Annotated in this window: 16 protein-coding genes and 1 pseudogene; 8 read left to right on the top strand and 9 right to left on the bottom strand. The window is 70.4% G+C overall.

All coding sequences use genetic code 11. The annotated features are described in order from the left end of the window. Positions 1 to 19: 19 nt before the first annotated feature. From ON31_RS31225 to ON31_RS31205, 5 genes are all read right to left on the bottom strand, one after another. Positions 20 to 415: an ectoine synthase gene (locus ON31_RS31225; protein WP_029932238.1), complete on the bottom strand. Its 396-nt coding sequence runs from the start codon at positions 413 to 415 to the stop codon at positions 20 to 22. 1 nt (position 416) lies between these two features. Continuing rightward, positions 417 to 1,688: a diaminobutyrate--2-oxoglutarate transaminase gene (gene ectB, locus ON31_RS31220; RefSeq protein ID WP_039818759.1), complete on the bottom strand. Its 1,272-nt coding sequence runs from the start codon at positions 1,686 to 1,688 to the stop codon at positions 417 to 419. Continuing rightward, positions 1,685 to 2,155: a diaminobutyrate acetyltransferase gene (gene ectA, locus ON31_RS31215; RefSeq protein ID WP_370450506.1), complete on the bottom strand. Its 471-nt coding sequence runs from the start codon at positions 2,153 to 2,155 to the stop codon at positions 1,685 to 1,687. Before ectA ends, ectB begins: the two co-directional genes overlap by 4 nt. Before the next feature lie 164 nt (positions 2,156 to 2,319). Then, entirely contained in the window at positions 2,320 to 3,009 is a 690-nt protein-coding gene (locus tag ON31_RS31210) for a sensor histidine kinase (protein ID WP_169335057.1), read from the bottom strand. Positions 3,010 to 3,095: 86 nt separating this feature from the next. Beyond that, entirely contained in the window at positions 3,096 to 3,827 is a 732-nt protein-coding gene (locus tag ON31_RS31205; protein ID WP_029932234.1) for a response regulator transcription factor, read from the bottom strand. A 177-nt stretch (positions 3,828 to 4,004) separates the two neighbouring features. Here ON31_RS31205 and ON31_RS31200 point away from each other — a divergent pair, with 177 nt between their 5' ends. After that, on the top strand, positions 4,005 to 4,397 hold the full coding sequence (locus tag ON31_RS31200; RefSeq protein WP_039818782.1) for a DoxX family protein: 393 nt from the start codon (positions 4,005 to 4,007) through the stop codon (positions 4,395 to 4,397). 331 nt (positions 4,398 to 4,728) lie between these two features. Continuing rightward, positions 4,729 to 5,625: an RNA polymerase sigma-70 factor gene (locus ON31_RS31195; RefSeq protein WP_039818756.1), complete on the top strand. Its 897-nt coding sequence runs from the start codon at positions 4,729 to 4,731 to the stop codon at positions 5,623 to 5,625. Between the two features lie 27 nt (positions 5,626 to 5,652). Here the strand turns inward: ON31_RS31195 and ON31_RS31190 are convergent, their stop codons facing one another. After that, positions 5,653 to 6,792, bottom strand: coding sequence for an alpha/beta hydrolase family protein (locus ON31_RS31190; protein ID WP_039818755.1), 1,140 nt, complete (start codon positions 6,790 to 6,792; stop codon positions 5,653 to 5,655). A gap of 119 nt (positions 6,793 to 6,911) precedes the next feature. Here ON31_RS31190 and ON31_RS31185 point away from each other — a divergent pair, with 119 nt between their 5' ends. The 3 genes from ON31_RS31185 (at position 6,912) to ON31_RS31175 (ending at position 10,580) form a co-directional block, all read left to right on the top strand. After that, the gene (locus tag ON31_RS31185) at positions 6,912 to 7,529 is read left to right on the top strand and encodes a TetR/AcrR family transcriptional regulator (protein WP_039818754.1); all 618 of its coding nucleotides are present in this window, start codon (positions 6,912 to 6,914) and stop codon (positions 7,527 to 7,529) included. A 119-nt stretch (positions 7,530 to 7,648) separates the two neighbouring features. Beyond that, positions 7,649 to 8,707 carry a DoxX family membrane protein gene (locus ON31_RS31180; protein ID WP_039818753.1) on the top strand — a complete coding sequence of 353 codons (1,059 nt, stop codon included), beginning with the start codon at positions 7,649 to 7,651 and terminating at the stop codon, positions 8,705 to 8,707. A gap of 142 nt (positions 8,708 to 8,849) precedes the next feature. Further along, positions 8,850 to 10,580, top strand: a complete 1,731-nt coding sequence (locus ON31_RS31175) for an FAD-dependent oxidoreductase (protein WP_039818781.1) — start codon at positions 8,850 to 8,852, stop codon at positions 10,578 to 10,580. A 12-nt stretch (positions 10,581 to 10,592) separates the two neighbouring features. On the opposite strand, the gene ON31_RS31170 is transcribed toward ON31_RS31175, so the two are convergent. Both ON31_RS31170 and ON31_RS31165 read right to left on the bottom strand, forming a co-directional pair. Further along, positions 10,593 to 11,777, bottom strand: a complete 1,185-nt coding sequence (locus ON31_RS31170; RefSeq protein ID WP_081592871.1) for a DUF1444 domain-containing protein — start codon at positions 11,775 to 11,777, stop codon at positions 10,593 to 10,595. A 16-nt stretch (positions 11,778 to 11,793) separates the two neighbouring features. Further along, complete coding sequence (locus tag ON31_RS31165) at positions 11,794 to 13,284, bottom strand: serine hydrolase domain-containing protein (RefSeq protein ID WP_081592870.1); 1,491 nt, start codon at positions 13,282 to 13,284, stop codon at positions 11,794 to 11,796. 36 nt (positions 13,285 to 13,320) lie between these two features. Here ON31_RS31165 and ON31_RS31160 point away from each other — a divergent pair, with 36 nt between their 5' ends. Beyond that, positions 13,321 to 13,947 (top strand): TetR/AcrR family transcriptional regulator, encoded by a 627-nt coding sequence (locus ON31_RS31160; protein ID WP_039818751.1) that lies wholly within the window; start codon positions 13,321 to 13,323, stop codon positions 13,945 to 13,947. A gap of 102 nt (positions 13,948 to 14,049) precedes the next feature. Here the strand turns inward: ON31_RS31160 and ON31_RS38310 are convergent. Continuing rightward, positions 14,050 to 14,526: pseudogene (locus tag ON31_RS38310) on the bottom strand (arsenate reductase ArsC); the annotation flags it as partial. Between the two features lie 72 nt (positions 14,527 to 14,598). On the opposite strand from ON31_RS38310, the gene ON31_RS31150 reads away from it, so the two are divergent. Next, complete coding sequence (locus ON31_RS31150) at positions 14,599 to 16,560, top strand: molybdopterin-containing oxidoreductase family protein (protein ID WP_039818749.1); 1,962 nt, start codon at positions 14,599 to 14,601, stop codon at positions 16,558 to 16,560. Next, a complete protein-coding gene (locus ON31_RS38425) occupies positions 16,557 to 19,544 on the top strand; it encodes an ATP-dependent helicase C-terminal domain-containing protein (RefSeq protein WP_051038067.1) in 2,988 nt (995 codons plus the stop codon). The genes ON31_RS31150 and ON31_RS38425 overlap by 4 nt, the downstream gene beginning before the upstream one ends. Positions 19,545 to 19,551: the final 7 nt, after the last annotated feature.

The following is a 19,551-nucleotide window of genomic DNA, read 5'->3' as shown; positions in this document are numbered from 1 at the left end:
TTCCTGACTCCCAATCTCCCTACTCGGCGGCGACGGCGACCAACGGATAGACGCCGTTCTCGTCGTGGACCTCCTGTCCGGTGACAGGCGGATTGAACACGCACATCATGCGCATCCGCTCACGCACCTCGAGGCGGTGACGTTCGTGGCCGTCGAGCAGGTACATCGAACCCGGACCCAGCTCGTACTTCACGTCGTTGTCGAGGTCGACGAGCGTCCCCTCGCCCTCGACCAGCCACACCGCCTCGATGTGGTTGAGATAGTGGAACTCGTGCACGGTTCCGGCCTCGATGGTGGTCTCGTGGAAGGAGAAGCCGACACCGTCACCCCCGAGCACGATGCGCTTGCTGCGCCAGCCCTCCCCGGCCACGTCGCGGTCGGTCCCGGTGATCTCCGCGGTGGTACGAACGATCACGTCAGGCCGCCTTTCCGGTGCAGACGGAATCCACGGCACCGGCCAGGATCTCCAGACCGTGATCGAGTTCGTCCGGGGTGACGGTCAGCGGCGGCAGCAGTTTCACCACTTCGTCCTCCGCACCGGAGGTCTCCACCAGCAGACCGCGCTCGAAGGCCACCTGGCACACCTTGCCCGCCTGCGAGGCGTCGTCGAAGACCAGACCCTGCACCAGACCGCGGCCACGCGTGGACAGGCCGTCGTAGGCGGAGGTCAGGCCGGTCAGCGCCCGCTCGGCGCGCGCGCCCTTCTCCAGGGTGGCCCGCTCCAGGGTGTCGTCGGACCAGAAGTGCTCCAGCGCCGCGCGGGCGGTCACGAAGGCCGGGTTGTTGCCGCGGAAGGTGCCGTTGTGCTCACCCGGCGACCACTGGTCGAGTTCGGGCTTCATGAGCACCAGCGCCATCGGCAGGCCGTAGCCGCCGATGGACTTCGACAGCGTCACGATATCCGGCTTGATACCCGCGATCTCGAACGAGAAGAACGGGCCGGTGCGACCGCAACCCATCTGCACGTCGTCGACGATGAGCAGGATGCCGCGCTCGGCGCACAGCTCCGACAGCTGGCGCAGCCACGCGGCGCGGGCCACGTTGACGCCGCCCTCGCCCTGCACGGTCTCGACGATGACGGCCGCCGGGGCGTCCTGACCCGACGAGGAGTCGTCCAGCACGCGCGCCATCCACGCCAGGCCGTCCATGTCGTCGAGGTAGCCGTCATACGGCATGGCGGTCGAATGCACCAGCGGAACACCGGCACCCGCGCGCTTGGTCGCATTGCCGGTCACCGACAGGGCACCCAGCGTCATGCCGTGGAAGGCATTGGTGAAGTTGAGGACCGCGGTGCGCCCGGTCACCTTGCGGGCCAGCTTCAGCGCCGCCTCGACGGCGTTGGCGCCGGTGGGGCCGGGGAACTGCACCTTGTACTCCAGCCCGCGCGGGGCCAGCAGGGTGCGGCGCAGGGTGTCCAGCAGATCACGCTTGGCGACGGTGGACATGTCCAGGCCGTGGGTGATGCCGTCGCGACCGATGTAGTCGAGCAGCGCCTCCTTCAGCACCGGGTTGTTGTGCCCGTAGTTGAGCGAGCCCGCGCCGGCGAAGAAGTCCAGGTAGTCCCGACCGTTCTCGTCGTGCAGCCACGCACCGCGGGCGGTGTCGAAGAGAGCGGGCCACGAGCGGCAGTAGCCGCGCACGTTCGATTCGAGATCCTCGAAGATGGTCATCGTCTCGGTGGTGGTCATCGGATCTCCTCCAGTGTGGTCGGCGGCGTGATGCGGTACAGGCGCTCGGCCTCGTGCTGGTCGGGGAAGTGCTCCCGCTCGAAGAGTGGATAGTCGGCGATGACGGCCCGGCGGCGGCGCGTGAGCGAATTGAACATCGCGATGGAGGCCGGGTTGTCATCGGAGATGGTGGTCTCCAAGGTCGAAACCCCGTGGGCGGCACAGCTGTTCATCAGGGTGTCGAGCATTTCGACGCCCAGACCGCGGCCGCGGTAGGCATGGTCCACGGCCACCTGCCAGACGAACAGTACGTCGGGGGCTTGTGGACGGCAGTAGCCGATCACGAATCCGGCGATGTCACCGTCGATTTCGGCGACGACGGACGTTCCGGCGAAGTCGCGGCACCACATCAGGTACGCGTAGCTCGTATTGGTATCCAGCACGCGGGAATCGCGGGCGATTCGCCAGATACCGCCACCGTCCTCCACCCGTGGAGATCTGAGTGTGAACGTGGAGCCGTCGGGGGGTTCCACCAGAAGCTGATCGATAGTTACGGGGAATTGGCTGAATGGTGTCTTCATGACCATTTCAGAGTGGCGGCCGAATCTTGAGATGAACCGGTCGGCTTCATTGCGATCGTATGACGAGCCCGTTACCCGCGTGTGTCACATACCGGAAGTCGGATAATGAAACGTGCTCCGCCACCGGGACGTTCACCACATTCGACACGCCCTCCGTGCGCCGACACGGTCTCGGCCACCAGAGCCAACCCGATGCCGGTACCGGTCACCGTCCGACGTCCCGCACGCACCGTCGTAAAGCGATCGAAAACACGTTTACGATCGGCGACAGCGACTCCGGGACCGGCATCGTCGACCATGATGACGGCTTCGTCACCATTCCGTCGCAATGTGATCCCGACAATGCCGCCGCCGTGCCGCACGGCATTGTCGAGCAAATTGCCCACGGCACGTTCGAGTTCCAATTTCCGGCCGCGAATCATACTGTCCTGCACGACCGTCAATAATTCGGGTGCATGTTTTCGCCCGGATACCGTGTGAATCAATAATTCTTTCAGCGACAGCGGGTCGGCGTCGCCCGCATGTACCCCCGCCTCCATCCGGGCCAGGGCCAGCATGTCGTCGAGCACCCGGCGCAGATGTTCGATCTCGTCGGTGACCAGCCCCAGGGCCAGCCGACAGCGCTCGGGCAGATCCGCCTCGTAGCGCTTCAGCACGCCGACACTGGTGATGAGGGTGGTCAGCGGAGTACGCAATTCGTGGCTGACGTCACCGACCAGTCGGCGTTCCCGCTCCACGCTGCTGCGCAGCGAGCGCACCACCGGTTCGAAGGTGCGCCGACTCACCCACATGCCGAGGGCGAGTCCCAGGGCCAGGGCCACCACCGCGGTGACGACCAGGAGACCGATCACCGCTGGACGTCGAGTCGGTACCCCAGCCCTCGAACGGTCACGATGAGTTGCGGATCCGAGGCATCCCGCTCGATCTTGGTGCGCAGTCGCCGGATGTGCACGTCGACGATGCGCTCATCGCCGAAGAAGCCGCGATCCCACACCCGTTCCAGCAGGGTGCCGCGACTGAGCACCCGCCCGGCCGAGCCGGCGAGTTCGCACAGTAGCCGGTACTCGGTGAGCGTGAGGTGGATCTCCTCGTCACCACGGCGCACGATCCCGCTCTCGGTGGAGAGCACGAGCGGGTTGCCGGCCTGCTCGTCGAGCACCATGGTGCCCAGCTCGGAATCCGGATCCTCTTCCGCGGCAGCCTGTTCGGCGAACCGCGCGCGCCGGGCCACGGCGCGCATGCGCGCGGTGATCTCCTTGACCTCGAACGGCTTGGTGACGAAGTCGTCGGCGCCCGCCTCCAGCGCGGCCACCACGTCGTGGGTGTCGTCGCGGGCACTGACCACGATGATGGGGACGTCGTGGTCGCGGCGGATCTCGCGGATGCAGGTGAAGCCGTCCATACCGCCCAGCATCAGATCCACGATCATGAAATCGGGTGCTCCGTTGTCACGCAGCTGCCTGAGCGCGACCTCCGCCTCCTCCGCCTCAGCGACGTCATAGCCCTCATCCTCCATGGCCAACCGCAGGGCCACGCGAACGCGGTCGTCATCCTCCACGATCATCAGGTTCGCACTCATATCCCAATCCCAGCCGGACGCGGCTTCGCGTCCACCACGCACACCTCTAGTTCGTTCGGACAGTCCCGACAAAGTGGAGTACCCGGGTCCACCTCCGTCAAACTCGGACACCGCCGAACCTGTGGCGAACTCCCGCCGCTACCCCTACCGAGCAGCCGGTATGGCAGGGTGTCGCATGTGTCACATTCTCGCGCGCGGGCGGCCTCGGCCGCTTCCCTACGTCTGACGGTACTCCTGGGCGTGGCCGGCACCATGCACTTCCTCGCCCCCAGGTTCTTCGACGCCATCGTCCCGCGGTCGCTGCCCGGCAGCGCGCGGACCTACACCTATGCCTCCGGGGTCGCCGAACTCGGGATCGCCGGGTTGCTCGCGACACCCCGCACCCGCCGCACCGGCGGTGCGCTCGCGGCCCTGCTCTTCGTCGCCGTCTTCCCGGCGAACGTCCGGATGGCCGCCGACTGGTACCGCGATCCCGAACGTGCGCTGCCGCTCAAAGCCGGCGTCCTGCTGCGCCTTCCGCTCCAGGTGCCGCTGGTGACCGAAGCGGTGAAGGTGGCGCGCACCGGCTAGCCGGTCGGCCGACCGTGCGATCCCGGCCCCCTGGCGACCGGACGACGGGTGCACCGAGACCGGACGGGCCGTCCCGCTCGTGCGCCGTGAGCTGTGGGGGCGATCTCCGCCCGAGCGCCGCAGCAATCTCCGCCCGAACGCCCCGGCAATCTCCGCCCGAACGCCGCGAAGCGCGGCGGCAATCTCCGCCTGAACGCCGCGAAGCGCGGCGGCCAACTGTGCCCGAGGGCCGCGAGGCGTGGCGGCGATCACGGCCCCGGTGTGTCACATGCGCGGCGGCCGCGGTGTCTGGTGTGTGACATACGGTCGAGGACACGGACAGGAGTCACCCATGCACGAGGCCGACGGCACGGATGCGGCCACCGCGGCATTCGTCACCCACCGCAACCTGCTCTTCACCGTCGCCTACGAGATACTCGGTTCGGCCGCCGACGCCGAGGACGTATTGCAGGAGACCTGGCTGCGGTGGACGGGCGTCGACCTGGACGCCGTGCGCGACGAACGCGCCTACCTGGTACGGATCGCCACCCGCCAGGCGCTCACCCGACTGCGCACGCTGGGCCGCCGCCGGGAGTCCTATGTCGGCCCGTGGCTGCCCGAACCGCTGCTCACCTCACCCGATGTCGCCGAGGACGTCGAATTGGCGGAGAGCGTCTCGATGGCCATGCTGCTGGTGCTGGAGACCCTCGCGCCCACCGAGCGCGCGGTCTTCGTCCTGCGCGACGTCTTCGACCTGGGCTACGACGAGATCGCCGCCGCCGTGGACAAGACCCCGGCCGCGGTGCGTCAGATCGCGCACCGGGCGCGGGCGCATGTGGCCGCGCGCCGCCCGCGCGGGGTGGTCTCCCCCGCCGAGACCCGGCACGCGCTGGACGCCTTCCAGGTCGCGGTGGAAACGGGCGACCTGCGCCGCCTGCTCGACATTCTCGCCCCGGACGTGGTGATGCTGGGCGACGGCGGCGGCATCAAGCAGGCCATCACCCGACCCGTGGTGGGCGCGCACCGGGTGGGCCGCCTGCTGGCCGGTGGTCTGGACCGGCACGGCGGGACGCTGACGGTCGAGCCGGTGCAGGCCAATGGCTTCCCGGCCCTGGTCGTGCGGATCGACGGCGCGATCGACGGCATCGTGGCCGTGCGGATCGACGACGGTCTCGTCACCGGGCTCTACATCGTGCGCAATCCCGAGAAGCTGTCGCATGTGACATCCGAGACCGCCGTCAGCCGCTGAACCGGCGCGACCGGCGACCGATCCGGCTCAGGCGAAGAGCCGGGCCACGAACGGCATGCTGTCCGGCAGCGATGCCGCCATGGTCGCGCTGTGGTCCTTACCGGGGTAGATGTGCACCTCGGGACGCACGCCGTGCGCTTCCAGATCGGCGATGAGCTTGGTGGTCAACGGAATCGGCACATCGGTGTCGTTGGTGCCCTGTCCGATGAACAGCGGGCGGTCGTATCCGGACATGGGCACGTCGAGCACGGTGCGCGCCCGTGCGATGAGATCGCCCTCGGCGAGCGGCCGCGCCAGCAGTTCGCCGAGCGCCACTCCGGCCGCGCGCTGGGTCATGGGCGCGTAGCACAGGGTTTCGGCGGCGGCCACCAGCTCCTCGCCGAGCGGCGACAGGTAGCTGTCCAGATCCAGATCGGGCAGCGCCGTGCGCAGACCGTTGAACACATAGGTGCCGTAGGCCGTCAGGGCGGCGGACCGGACGGGCACGCTGTCCGGGCCGAGCAGGCCGAAGACCTCGGCCACATTGGAGGCCGGACCCGTCGCCACCGCGCCGCGGTAGTCGAGTTCGGGTGCGTAGCGGGTGGCCTGCGCGGCGGTGAAGACGGTCGCGCCGCCGCCCTGGGACTGCCCGATGGCCACCCACTTGGCGGCCAGCGAGGCATCGACCGCGCGGGCCGCGCGCACCATGTCGATGGCGGCGTTGGCCTCGGCGCGACCGTCCAGGTAGGCGTGTCCGCCCGGGGTGCCGAGTCCGATGTAGTCGGTGGCGACCACGGCGTAGCCCTGGTCCATCCAGGTGCCGAGGTAGTCCAGGTCGCGCTGGGAGCGGCCCGCGGTCGAGGGCGCGCAGGCGTCGCCCACGCCCACCGTGCCGTGTTCCCACGAGAGCACGGGCCAGCCGCCGGGCGGCGGCGTTCCGGCGGGGACGAAGATCGCGCCGGTGGACAGGGCGGGCGCGCCCGCGGAGTCCTGGGTCCAGTAGGTCAGCCGACGGGCCGATCCGGTACCGGGGATCCACAGTTCGGCGGGCAGGGCCGCGTCGCTGACGACGGTGCCCGGTGCGGAGGTGTGCGCCGCGCTCGGCGGATCGGCCGCCGCGCTGCCCGCGAGCGGCGCGCTCGCCACTATCGCCGTCGAAACCAGGGTGAGTATTGCGCGTCGCGTCATCGCGGCCCTCTCGCATCGGTGAGCAAATGGCGTCACAGTGAGACACTTCGATCAGATTAACCGGAAAAGTGTCACGGTGTGACATCAAATAGTGTGGGTTGGACAACGAAGGGCGGGACATGCCGGAATCGGTCGGACTGCGCGAGCAGGAGAAGGCCCGCGTGCGCCGGGAACTCATGGACGCCGCGCTGCGGCTGTTCGAGCGACAGGGGTACGAGCAGACCACCGTGCAGCAGATCGCCGACGCGGTGCGGGTCTCGCGTCGCACCTTCCACCGCCACTTCCCGTCCAAGGCGGCCGTGGTGTTCGGCCATGAGGAGGATCTCGTCGCCTTCCTGCTCGCGGCCATGGACCGGCGACCGCCCGAGGAGTCCGCGCCCACCGCGCTGCGCGGCGCGCTGCGCGAACTGCTCGTCCACGAACCGGATGCCGAACAGCGACGCGAACAGGCCGCCACCGTCCGCCGCGCCCGCCAGGTGCTGATCACCAATCCCGAACTGCGACAGGAGAATTTCACCGGGGCGGTGCTGCGCCGCCACGTCCTCGCCGAGCACTTCGCCCGCCGCGCCGGACTGGTCGAGGCCGATCTGCGCACCCAGGTCGCCGCCGCGGCCTGCTTCGCCGCCCTGGGCGTCGGACTCGACCACTGGGTGGTGAACACCGACCGCTCGCTGTCCGCTCTCCACGAAACCCTGGACGGGGCCATCGCCACGCTGCAGGACGGCCTCGACGTCTGATCCGCGCCCGATCCTCCCTATACTCGGTAGCTACAGCGTTGCCCGCCGGTACGTTTGAATTCCGGCGCAGGAGATACCCACCGACAAAGTGACCTATTTCCGAAGCAAGGGGCCCGTTGATGTTGCTACGACGACTTGCCCGGCCGCTGCTGGCCTCCGCCTTTCTCGCGGATGGGGCCGACACGCTCATGCACCCGGACGAACGGGTGAAGGCGGCCAACACCCTCCTGGAGCAGCAGCGTGAATCCCGGTTCGCCGGGGTCGCCGAGAAACTGCCCGCCGATCCGGCCACATTGGTGAAAATCAATGCCGGCGCGCAGATAGCTGGCGGGGTGCTACTCGCCACGGGCAAGGTGCCGCGACTCGCCTCGCTGATGCTCGCGATGACCGTGGTGCCATCGGCGGTGACGAATCAGGATTTCTGGCAGGAGACCGATCCCACCCGCAAGGCGGCCAAGCGGACCGCGTTCTTCAAGGATATGAGCCTGCTCGGCGGCCTGCTCATCGCCAGCGCCGATACCGAGGGCAGGCCGTCGCTGGGCTGGCGCGGCCGCCGGGCCGCCCAGCGCACGGCCGCCGCCGTCTCGGCCGCCCTGCCGCTGGGCGCGAGTGACCACGCCGGTCCGGCCGTGCGAGACCGCCTGCACGACACCGCCGTTCGCGCCCGCCACGTCGCCGAGGTGGCGGCCTCGAAGGGGGCGGAGGTGGCCGGGACCGCCAAGGAGCGTGGCCAGGAGTTGGCCGAGGTCGCGCGCGAACGCGGACCGGAATGGGCCGAGACCGCCCGCGAACGCGGCACCGAAATCGCCGAGATCGCCCGCGAACGCAGCGCGCACCTGGCCGAGATCGCCCGCGAACGCGGACCCGAACTGGCCGAGGCCGCCCGGGAACGCGGCAGCCACCTGGCCGAAATCGCCCGCGAACGCGGACCCGAGTACGCCGGTGCCGCCCGCGAACGCAGCGCGCACCTCGCCGAGGTCGCCCGCGAACGCGGACCGGAATGGGCCGAGACCGCCCGCGAGCGCAGCGCGCACCTGGCCGAAATCGCCCGCCAGCGCGGGCCCGAGGCCGCCGACGCGGCCAAGGGCCGGGGCGCGGAGTGGACGGCCCGCACCCGCCGCCGCGGCGAACGGATCGCGGGTTCGGCGCGCGGCCGCACCACCTCGCGCCGCCGGTAGTCGACCACGGCGCCGCCACCCGCCTGGCCGAAAGTACCGATTTCCTGACCGCAGCTGTGTCCCGTCGCGGCCGTGACCGCTCCTACGGTGGAGCGAATCGGCAGCGACGGCGAAAGGTGCGGGCAGCGTGGATCTCGACGGCATGGGTGACGGCAAGGGTTTCGACTACGACGTACTCGTGATCGGTTCGGGGTTCGGTGGCAGCGTCACCGCGCTGCGGCTGACCGAGAAGGGGTACCGGGTCGGCGTACTGGAGGCCGGGCGACGCTTCGCCGACGACGAATTCGCCCGCACCTCCTGGCGGCTGCGCCGATTCCTGTGGGCCCCGAAACTCGGTTGCTACGGCATCCAGCGGCTGACCCTGTTGAAGAACACCTTCATCATGGCGGGGGCGGGCGTCGGCGGTGGTTCGCTGGTGTACGCGAACACCCTGTACGAGCCGCCCGCCGCCTTCTACGCCGACCGGCAGTGGGCGCACATCACCGACTGGCGCGATGAACTGGCACCGCACTACGACCAGGCCAAACGCATGCTGGGCGTCACCGTCAACCCGGCCACCACGCCTACCGACCGGGTGCTGCGCGAGGTCGCCGAGGAGATGGGCGTGGGCGACACCTACCGTTCGACACCGGTGGGAGTGCTGTTCGGCGGCAAGGGAATCCGGCCGGGCACCGATGTGCCCGACCCGTTCTTCGGCGACGTCGGCCCGACCCGCCGCACCTGCACCCACTGCGGCGAATGCATGACCGGCTGTCGCCACAATGCCAAGAACACCCTCGTGAAGAACTACCTGTACCTCGCCGAGGCCGCCGGTGCGGCGGTGCATCCGCTCACCACGGTGGTCGATGTGCGGCCGTTGGAGACCGGCGGCTACGCCGTCGAGACGGTGCGCACGGGCCGCTGGGTGCGCACGCGTCGGCGGGTGTTCACGGCCGAGCAGGTGGTGTTCTCCGCCGCGGCGCTCGGCACCCAGCGGCTGCTGCACCGGCTGCGCGATTCCGGTTCGCTGCCGCGCATCTCACCGCGGCTGGGCTATCTGTCACGCACCAATTCCGAGGAGTTGCTGTCGGTGCGCACCCGTCGCCGGGGCTCGGACTACACCCGCGGTGTCGCGATCACCTCGTCGATCCATCCCGATGCCGACACCCATGTCGAGCCGGTGCGTTACGGCAAGGGCAGCAACGCGCTGGCGCTCATGGTCACCGCCATGGTCGGCTCCGACGACGGCACGCCGAACTGGCGGCTGTGGCTGCGGGAGATGCGCCGCGGGCCAAGGGATCTCGCCACCATGCACAATCCCCGACGCTGGTCGGAGGAGATGATCGGCCTGCTGGTCATGCAGTCGGTGGACAACTCCATCACCACCTACACGCGGCGCGGGCTGTTCGGCCGCCGGATGACGACCAGACAGGGTGAGGGCGAACCCAATCCGAGCTGGATTCCGGCCGGACACGAGGTGGCGCGCCGGGTGGCCGACAAGATCGACGGCATTCCCACCGGCTCGATGAGCGCGGTGGCCGGTATCCCCATGACCGGGCATTTCATCGGCGGCTGCGCGATCGGCGATTCCCCCGAAACCGGTGTGGTGGACCCCTATCACCGGCTCTACGGTCATCCGGGCCTGCACGTGATCGACGGCTCCACGATCTCGGCGAATCTGGGCGTCAATCCGTCGCTCACCATCACCGCCCAGGCCGAGCGGGCGGTATCGCTGTGGCCCAATCGGGGCGAGGCCGATCCCCGGCCCGCCCCGGGCGCGCCCTATCGGCGGGTGCGGCCGGTGGCCCCGGCACATCCGGTCGTTCCGGCGGCGGCACCGGCCGCCCTGCGGCTGCCGATCGTGGAGATCACCGGAGATCCGCAGCGCGCCTGAGGATCACCCCGATCACAGCGCCACCGCCGCCGCGTGCAGCCGCGCCAGCGTCGGCTCGTCCGGCCACCGGCGCAGCTCGAAGCGCGGGGGATGCAGTCCCGGAATCGGCACCAGCCCCAGCAGTTGCACCACGGTATCGAACGGCACCGTACACACCAGGTCGATCTCGCCGTCGGCGTCCATGCGCGCGAAGTGCACGTAATCGGCTTCGGGCAGCAGGTATTCCACGTCCTCGCCCACGATGGTGGAGGTGACCGGACCGTCGTCGGTGGACTGGAACATGACCGCACCGACCATGGCCGGCTCGACATCGCTGAGCGGCTCCAGATCGAGGTCCTCCTCGAATTTGGCGGTGAGGATCCGGGTCTGGATGCCGTACTCGGTCACCGCCAGGCCGCTGCGGGCCCGCCGCGCGTACTCGGGGGCCGGTTCCGGACCGGCCTGGTCGTAGGGCACCACCATGCCGTACTCGTCGAGGGTGTAGCCCTGCGGTGAGATGGGCCGGGCCGCCTCGCCGTACTGCTGTTCCACCATCTCGAAGACGGCGGGCAGCAGGTCCGGATCGTCGGGCACCACGAGCAGGGTGTGGTCGTCGGGGATGAACGCCACCGGGCGGTGCTCGCCCCCGGCGTAGCTGGCCAGCCAGCCGGGCAGCAGCGGCCAGGAGCCGAAGTAGGCGTCCCCGTCGTCGATGAAGCGGAGCAGGTTCAGTTCCTCCGGCGACCCCGGGCGGGCCAGCTCCGCGAGATTGTCACGCGCGGCGGCGAATACGGCCTCCGGTTCGACACCCCAGTCCCGCACCATATCCGTCGTCACGTAGGCCCGGGTGCGGGGCAGGTCGACCACCACTGTCTCGTTGACGAACGGGAACGCCGGGCGGCTCAGCGGCGTGCTCATCCGGTCGAAGTCGTCCAGACCGTAGGTGACCGGTCGCAGCACGGCCCGCAGCAGCGGCCGCACCTGCGCCCAGTCCTCGGGCGCCTCGTCGGAACTGGTCATGGCGGCCACGAAGTGCGCGATCCGCTCGGCGCGCTCGGCCGCCTCGTATCCGGCGCACTCCCGGAAGATATTGCCCAGATAGACGATTCGGTCACCGCTGTGCCGAATCGAGAACTCCTCCGCGAGGTACTCCGCGTCCGTCACCCCGTGTGCCCGCAGACTCCCCAGCACCGCCTCGGCGAACCGCTCCTGCTCCATCCCCGCGCTCTCCCCATCATTCGTCCGTGCCGATCGCAGTTCGATTCTGCCGCCACCCACCGACAGCCCGCGCCACCACGGCCAAGCGCAGCACGAGCAGCAGAGTGGCGGTTCCGAGGACACCGTAGACGAGCCAGGCGATATCTGGGACCCACAGCGCCAACTGCCCGAGTCGCACTCCCATCCGCTCGGGCAATGCCAGCGCCAGGCCGTAGAGCAGGGCAGGTACGACCGTCAGCCAGAGGGCGGTGGCGAGCGCGAGACGCCACCGGCCGTCCCGCCGGACCGGGCGGGTGAGGGCACGCGCGGTGAGTCCGGACGCTGTGATCAGCACGGCGAGGAGAGCGACCAGGACGCCGAGCATGAGCGCATAGGCCCGGTCCGGCGCGCGCGGAGTCGCGGCCGCGCCGGAAGCCAGTTGTGCCAGGCCGAAACCGGTGTCCAGCAGCTGCGTTTCGTGCACGGGGCTGGAGACGTTGGTGAGCAGCACCACGGCCCGCTCCCGCTCGGGCAACAGGATCACCTGCGCGAAGAATCCGGGAGATGAGCCGCCGTGCCAGATCATGGGCGTGTCGGCGCCGTCCAGGGTCCAGCGCCGCCAGCCGAGGCCGTAGTAGGCGTCCGGGCCGGTCCGCACCGCTGGGTCGAACATGGCGATGCGCTGGTCGGCGGAGATGCCGCCGCCACCGAGGGCGGCGCGGGCGAATGCGGCGGCGTCGCCGACGGCGCCGCCGAGATATCCGTAGCCCACGCCCGCCGGGTCGTAGCCGGTGGCGAACGGCACGGCCCGTCCGAAGACGAACCGATGCCCCCGGGGCACCCGCTCCGCGTCCACCGCGCTCGTCACGGCGGTACGCATACCGAGCGGATCGAGCACCCGTTCGGCGAGCACCCGCGCGAACGGCCTGCCGGTGACCGCCTCCACCACGGCCGACAGCAGCAGGTAATTGGTGCTCGAGTAGTGGTGGGTCGTGCCCGGCTCGCTCACCAGCTCCGCGGTGGCCAGTTCCGGCAGTACGTCGCCGGGTCGGCGATCCGGATCGGTGCGGTCGGTGTAGCGGGTGGTGGTCGCGAGACCGCTGGTCTGTTCGAGCAGGTGGCGCAGGGTGATCCGGGCCGAGCGGGTCGCGTCGCGCAGCCGGAACGACGGCAGGTACGCGGTCACGGGCGCGTCGAGCCGCAGTTCTCCGGCCGCGGCCATGGCGGTGACCAGGGTGGCGGTGACCGATTTGGCGACCGAGCCCCACAGGAACGGGGTCGCCGCGGTGATATCGCCGCCGTCCCCGTCGTGCCCGAAGGTGCCGGTGTGCACGGTTCCAGATTTCTCCACCACGGCATAGGCGAGGCCCGGCAGTTCGACCTGGCTCATCCGGGTGCGCGCGAAATCGTCCATGCGCGCGTGCAGGTCGTCTCCGCTGGCGGGTTCGGATCTCGCGGGTGCACCGCTCAGCAGTAGCAGCGCGAGGACTGGCACCAGCCACCCCGCTCGCCGTAGCAATATGTTCATATTGGAACGGTAGCCATATGGCGGTATGGTTGTCACGTGCCGCGTTTCGCCGACCACGATCAACGCCGCGAGCAGATGGCTCGCGCCTTCCAGCGCCTGCTGGCCAGTGACGGCCTCGCCCGCGTCACCTTCGCGCGCGTCGCCGTCGAGGCGGGTATCTCGGTTGGGCTCATCCAGCACTATTTCGACGGCAAGGACGCCCTGCTGCGGTTCGCCTACGCGGACTGCCTGCGCCGCATCGATACCCGGATCGCCACCCGCATCGAGGCGGGTGAGGCGGCGCACGAACCGATTTCGACCATGCTGCTGGACTGCCTACGCGAACTGCTGCCCCTCGACGCGGAGCGGACCATCGAGTTCCGGGTGGAGCGCACCCTCTGGACCGCCGCCTTCACCGACGAATCCCTGGCTACGATCGCCGCCCAGGCCACGGCCGACACCCACCGGCGCATCGCCGACGCCATCGACAACGGTAAGCACTGCGGCGAGGTCGACACCGCGGTGGACAGCACCTCCGCCGCAACCATGATCCTGGCCACCACCCGCGGCCTGGCCGACGCCCTGGGGCTGGCCCCGTCGCCCGGCACGAGCGTGGCGGACGCGACGCTGCGCCCGCCGCTGGCGCTCGTATTCACCGGCGAATGCCGGTATCACGAGCGCTGATTCACGTCGGGTGCGGCACGCACCGTCACCGACACGACTCCGGACCTGCCCCATCGGGTATCACCGAACCGGAGATCGACGCGACGCGCTGAACGCGACGTCTCACACCCGGGCCCGGTCCACCACCGGCAGACCGAGGTCGGTGACCAGTCGCCGCACCCGCTGCTCGATGGAGTCGCGGATGGCGCGTACCTCGTCCAAATCCCGGTCGGCGGGATCGGGCAGCCACCACTGTTCGAAGCGGTGACCGGTCAGGATCGGGTCGGCGTCCCCGCAGCCCATATCGATCACCACGTCGGCGGCCCGCACGAGATCGTGGGTCCAGCGCTTCGGGTACTCGCCGGAGATGTCGATGCCCCGCTCCGCCATGGCGCGCACCACGAGCGGATTGAGCGCCGAACCCGGCGTGGAGCCGCCGGAGCAGCCGGTGGCGCGATCGCCGACCAGCCGATTGAAGAATCCGAGCGCCATCTGGGAGCGCCCCGCATTGTGGGTGCACACGAACAGCACGGTGGGGCCCGCGGGGGCGTCGGAGGTAGGTGTCGGGGCGTTGACGGGACCGTCTGTCATCTTCCCCTCCTCTGGGTGTGGAGACCTGGGCCGGGCGCATGGCTGCGGCCGGGCATCCTCCGCCAGAATACGATCGTTTTCATGAAGGTTCTCGGCGCGTGCCCGCTCGATTGCCCCGACGCCTGCTCCTGGGAGGTGACGGTGGCCGACGGTGTCGCGGTCGGTCTGCGCGGAAACAAGGCGCATCCGGTCACCCGCGGCGCGCTGTGTGTGAAGGTGAATCGCTATCTGGAGCAAGTCGATTCCCCCGATCGGCTGCGTCATCCGCTGCGCCGCGTCGGCCCCAAGGGCGCGGGCCGGTTCGAGCGGATCGGCTGGGACGAGGCGCTCGACGAGATCGCCGATGCGGTGACACGGATCACCGCGGAGTTCGGCGGCGAAGCGGTGTGGCCGTTCCACGGCACCGGCAGCCTCGGCTACATCCAGGGGCTGGAGGGCTTCGCCGGACGGCGGTTCTTCAATGTACTGGGAGCCAGCCTGCACGATCCGACCATCTGCTCGGTGGCGGGCGGGACGGGGCTGAAATACACCCTCGGCACCTCCGGCGGCATGGATCCGGAGGACTTCGTGCATTCCCGGCTGATTCTGCTGTGGGGCACCAATCCGCTCACCTCGGGTCATCACCTGTGGAAGTTCATCCAGGACAGCGGTGCGTACACGATCGCCATCGACCCGGTGCGCACCCGCACCGCCGAGCGCTGCGACGAACACCTCGCCCCGCTGCCCGGCACCGATGCGGCGCTGGCGCTGGGACTCATGCACGTCATCGTGTCGCTGGGCGCGCAGGACGACGCCTACCTCGCCGAGCACACCGAGGGCTGGCCCGAATTCCGTTCCCGCATCGCGGAATACACCCCGGAGCGGGTGGCCGCGATCACCGGGCTGCCGGTGCGGCGCATCGTGGCGCTCGGGGAGCGGATCGCCCGCACCCGGCCCACCGCCATCCGCGCCTCGCAGGGCATGCAGCGCCACGACGGCGGCGGTATGGCGCTGCGGGCGCTGGCCTGCCTGCCCGGCGTCACCGGGGATTGGGCGATGCGCGGTGGCGGACTGCACTATTCGACCAGTGGGCATTTCCGGCTGCGGGACGCGGAGCTGCGGCGCATGGATCTGCTGCCGCATCCGGTGCGCACACTGTCCTCGACGCGGCTCGGCGAGGCACTGCTCGACACCGATGATCCGCCGGTCAAGGCGCTGTTCGTGATCGGCGCCAATCCGGTCGGGTCGAATCCGGATCAGCGCCGGGTGATCGAGGGGCTGCGGCGGGCGGACCTGTTCACCGTCGTGCTCGAGCATTTCGCCACCGACACCGTGGATTACGCCGATATCGTGCTGCCCGCCACCATGCAGCCCGAACATCTGGATGTGCTCGCCGGATACGGCCACCTGTACCTGGTGTGGAACGAGCCGGCGGTGGCACCGCCCGGTGAATGCCTGTCCACCACCGAGACATTCCGCCGTCTGGCCCGGCGTATGGGCATGACCGAACCGGCGCTCTACGACTCCGACGAGGAGTTGGCGCGGCAGCTGTTGCGAGATCACGATATCGAGCGCTTGCGCGCCGAGGGATTCCTGAAGGTGGACAAGGGGCCCGTACCGGCGGGCAAACTGAGCTTCGTCTCCGAGCGGGCGGTGCGCGCGGGGCACGAGCGGCTGCCCGATTACACGCCACCGGGCGATCCGGGCGACGGTCTGGTGCTGATTTCGGCTGCCTCGCACTACTTTCTGAACAGCACGTTCGGCGCGAATCCCGAATTGCGGCGGCGGGCGGGCGAAGCGACGGTCGCCGTCCATCCCGAGGACGCCGCGGCCCGGGGACTCGCCGACGGCGCACCGGTGCTGGTGTCCAATGCCCGCGGCGGTTTCGAGGCCGTCGTCGCGGTCACCGATCGGGTGCGGCCCGGTGTGGCCGCCACCACCAAGGGCCGCTGGGCCAAGTTCTCCGGCGGTGCGACGGTGAACGCGACCATCGCCGAACGGGATGCGGACTACGGCGGCGGCGCGGTGTTCCACGACAATCGCGTGCGGATCACGCCGCGATGAGGCTGCCGGAGCTACCCGATCTGCCGGTCCGCGCGGCCCTGCCCGGGATCGTCGAGACGGTGCGGGAGCGCGGGGCCGCGGTGCTGGTCGCGCCGCCGGGCACCGGGAAGACCACGCTGGTGCCACTGGCGCTGGGCGCGGACAGCGCGGGCCGGGTGGTGGTGGCGGAGCCGCGGCGGCTGGCCGCCCGAGCGGCGGCGGCGCGCATGGCGGCGCTGCTGGGCGAACCGGTCGGCGCGACGGTCGGCTATTCGGTGCGCGGCGAGCGACGGGTGGGCGCGGCGACGCGCATCGAGGTGGTCACCTCCGGTCTGCTGGTACGCCGGTTGCAGGGGGATCCCGAGCTGTCCGGGGTGGACGCGGTGGTTCTCGACGAATGCCACGAACGCCATCTCGACGCCGATCTGCTGCTGGCCCTGCTGCTCGACGCGCGTGCCGGACTGCGCCCGGACCTGCGCGTGCTGGCCACCTCCGCCACGGTGGCCGCGGACCGGTTGGCCGTGCTGCTCGGTGCGGACGAGGCCGCGGCCCCGGTGCTGGAGGTGCGCGGGCGGACCTATCCGGTGGATGTCGCCTATGTCCCGCCGCTGCCGCGCGAGCGCGCCGAGGCGCAGGTCGCCCGGGTCACCCGGACGGCGCTGGCCGCCGCCGACGGCGATGTGCTGGTCTTCCTGCCGGGCGCGGCGGAGATTCGCCGCACCGCCGACCTGCTGTCCGGGGTGGACGCCGATATCGTCCCGCTGCACGGCCGTCTCGCCGCCGCCGCACAGGACACGGCCCTGCGCCCCGGCACTCGGCGGCGGATCGTCTTGTCCACCGCGGTGGCCGAATCCAGTCTCACCGTGCCCGGGGTGCGCGCGGTCGTCGATTCCGGGCTGGCGCGCGTCCCCCGCGTCGACCACCGGCGCGGACTGTCCGGCCTGGCCACCGTCCGGGTTTCGGCGGCGGTGGCCGACCAGCGCGCGGGCCGCGCCGGACGCGAAGCACCGGGGTGGGCCTGGCGCTGCTGGCCGGAATTCGAGCACACCACCCTGCCCACCTTTCCGGAGCCGGAGATCCGCACCGCCGATCTGACCCGGCTCGCCCTGGAACTGGCGTCCTGGGGGATTCCGGACGGCCACGGCCTGGCCTGGTGGGACGCCCCGCCGCCGGGCGGCCTGTCCGCCGGACGGGAGGTGCTGCGCGCCCTCGGCGCGGTGGACGCCGACGGCGCCATCACCGCGCGCGGCCGCCGCATGGCCACCGTGGGCCTGCACCCCCGCCTGGCCCGCGCCCTCCTCGACGGCGCCGCCCTCGTCGGCCCCCGCCGCGCCGCCGAGGTGGTGGCCCTGCTCGACGACGACACCCTCGCCACCGCCACCGATCTCGCCAGCGCCCTGCGCACCCTGCGCCGCGACCGCCCCACCCGCTGGCAGCGCGAAGTGCACCGCCTCACCCGCCTGCTCGACCACCCCGGCACCCCGACCGACGAGCCCACCTCCTATGCGGCCGCCACCGAGCTGTCCACCGAACCACCATCACCCACAGCGACGTCCGACCGCGCACAGGAAGAAGCACAACCATCCGCCGCGCACGACCCCGCGGCATCGGACCCGCGAGCGCACCCGACGCACGACCTCGCGAAGACCACGGACACGCGAGCGCACCAAGAGGGCGATCACGCGACAGCAATGGCCGATCGCGCGAAGATGAGCGGCACACGAGCCCCCACCACGCACGGCCCCGCGACAACAGCAGAAACGCAAGCGCATACGGCAGGCGTTCGCACGAAATCAACAGACAAACAAGCGCATACGGCGAGGAGTACAGCGAAAACAGCTGACGCACAGGCACATGCGTCCGTCGATATCGCGAAGGCAGCTGACACACACGCACATACGGCCGGTGATCGCGCCAGAACAGCTGACCCACACGCTCGTGCGGTGGACGATCGCACGAAAGCACCGGGCGTACACGCTGATACGGTGGGCGATCCCGCGAGGGTGGCAGGTATGCGAGCGCGTGCGGTGGACGATCCGGCGGTGGTGGTGGCGCTCGCGCATCCGGAGCGGCTGGCGCGGCGGCGGAGTGCCGAGTCGGCGACCTACCTGACCGCGGGCGGCACCGCCATGGTGCTGCCGCCGGGGTCGGGGCTGGGGGACGGCGAGTGGCTGGCCGTGGCGGTGGCGACGCGCGATCCGGGCCGGGCGGAGGGGCGAATTCGGTTGGCCGCCATGGCCGATGCCGAACTCGCGCGGCAGGCCGCGCCCGCGCTGCTGGATACCGCGGACGAGGTGGACTGGGTCGACGGGGAGGTGGTGGCGCGGCGGGTCGAGCGGCTCGGCGCGATCACGCTGTCGGCGCGACCGCTGCGGGATCCCGATCCGGCGCTGCTGGCGGCGGCGGTGCGGCGCGGGTTGCGGGAGCACGGGGTGGGGCTGCTGCGTTGGGATGCGGACGCGCACAATCTGCGGGCGCGGCTGGATTTCCTGCATCGCACCCTCGGCGCGCCGTGGCCCGCCGTCGACGACGACAGCCTGCTCGACGATATGGATCGCTGGCTGGGTCCCGAACTCGACACCGCGCGCCGCCGCGCCGATCTGGAACGCGTCGACGCCGGGCAGGCACTGCGCCGGCTACTGCCCTGGCCGGAGGCCGTCCGCTTCGACGAGTTGGCCCCCGAACGGCTGGAGGTGCCGTCCGGCAGCGCGATTCGCCTCGACTACTCCGCCGATCCCCCGGTACTGGCGGTGAAGGTCCAGGAGATCTTCGGCTGGACCGAACCACCCCGGCTGGCCGACGGCCGGGTGCCGATCCTGCTGCACCTGCTCTCCCCCGCCCAGCGCCCGGTCGCCGTCACCGCCGACCTGCCGTCCTTCTGGCGCACCGGCTGGCCCCAGGTCCGCGCCGACCTGCGCGGCCGCTACCCCAAACACGCCTGGCCGGAGGACCCCACCACGGTGCCCGCGCACCGCGGCACCGCCCGCCGCGCGTCGCGCGGCTGATCACCGC

It is taken from the genome of Nocardia otitidiscaviarum NBRC 14405 (assembly GCF_000308635.1).
Taxonomy (GTDB): domain Bacteria; phylum Actinomycetota; class Actinomycetes; order Mycobacteriales; family Mycobacteriaceae; genus Nocardia; species Nocardia otitidiscaviarum.
The sequence above is the reverse complement of the archived record's forward strand: the minus strand, read 5'-3'. Positions and strand labels throughout refer to the sequence as shown.

What these genes read in the sequence shown, in the direction of transcription:
- ON31_RS31170 (WP_081592871.1), bottom strand. Translation starts at nt 11,777, where the DNA reads ATGGAGCAGGAGCGGTTCGCCGAGGCGGTGCTGGGGAGTCTGCGGGCA.
- ON31_RS31150 (WP_039818749.1), top strand. Translation starts at nt 14,599, where the DNA reads ATGAAGGTTCTCGGCGCGTGCCCGCTCGATTGCCCCGACGCCTGCTCC.
- ON31_RS31165 (WP_081592870.1), bottom strand. Translation starts at nt 13,284, where the DNA reads ATGAACATATTGCTACGGCGAGCGGGGTGGCTGGTGCCAGTCCTCGCG.
- ON31_RS31180 (WP_039818753.1), top strand. Translation starts at nt 7,649, where the DNA reads ATGTTGCTACGACGACTTGCCCGGCCGCTGCTGGCCTCCGCCTTTCTC.
- ON31_RS31195 (WP_039818756.1), top strand. Translation starts at nt 4,729, where the DNA reads ATGCACGAGGCCGACGGCACGGATGCGGCCACCGCGGCATTCGTCACC.
- ectB (WP_039818759.1), bottom strand. Translation starts at nt 1,688, where the DNA reads ATGACCACCACCGAGACGATGACCATCTTCGAGGATCTCGAATCGAAC.
- ON31_RS31175 (WP_039818781.1), top strand. Translation starts at nt 8,850, where the DNA reads ATGGGTGACGGCAAGGGTTTCGACTACGACGTACTCGTGATCGGTTCG.
- ON31_RS31190 (WP_039818755.1), bottom strand. Translation starts at nt 6,792, where the DNA reads ATGACGCGACGCGCAATACTCACCCTGGTTTCGACGGCGATAGTGGCG.
- ON31_RS38425 (WP_051038067.1), top strand. Translation starts at nt 16,557, where the DNA reads ATGAGGCTGCCGGAGCTACCCGATCTGCCGGTCCGCGCGGCCCTGCCC.
- ON31_RS31205 (WP_029932234.1), bottom strand. Translation starts at nt 3,827, where the DNA reads ATGAGTGCGAACCTGATGATCGTGGAGGATGACGACCGCGTTCGCGTG.
- ON31_RS31185 (WP_039818754.1), top strand. Translation starts at nt 6,912, where the DNA reads ATGCCGGAATCGGTCGGACTGCGCGAGCAGGAGAAGGCCCGCGTGCGC.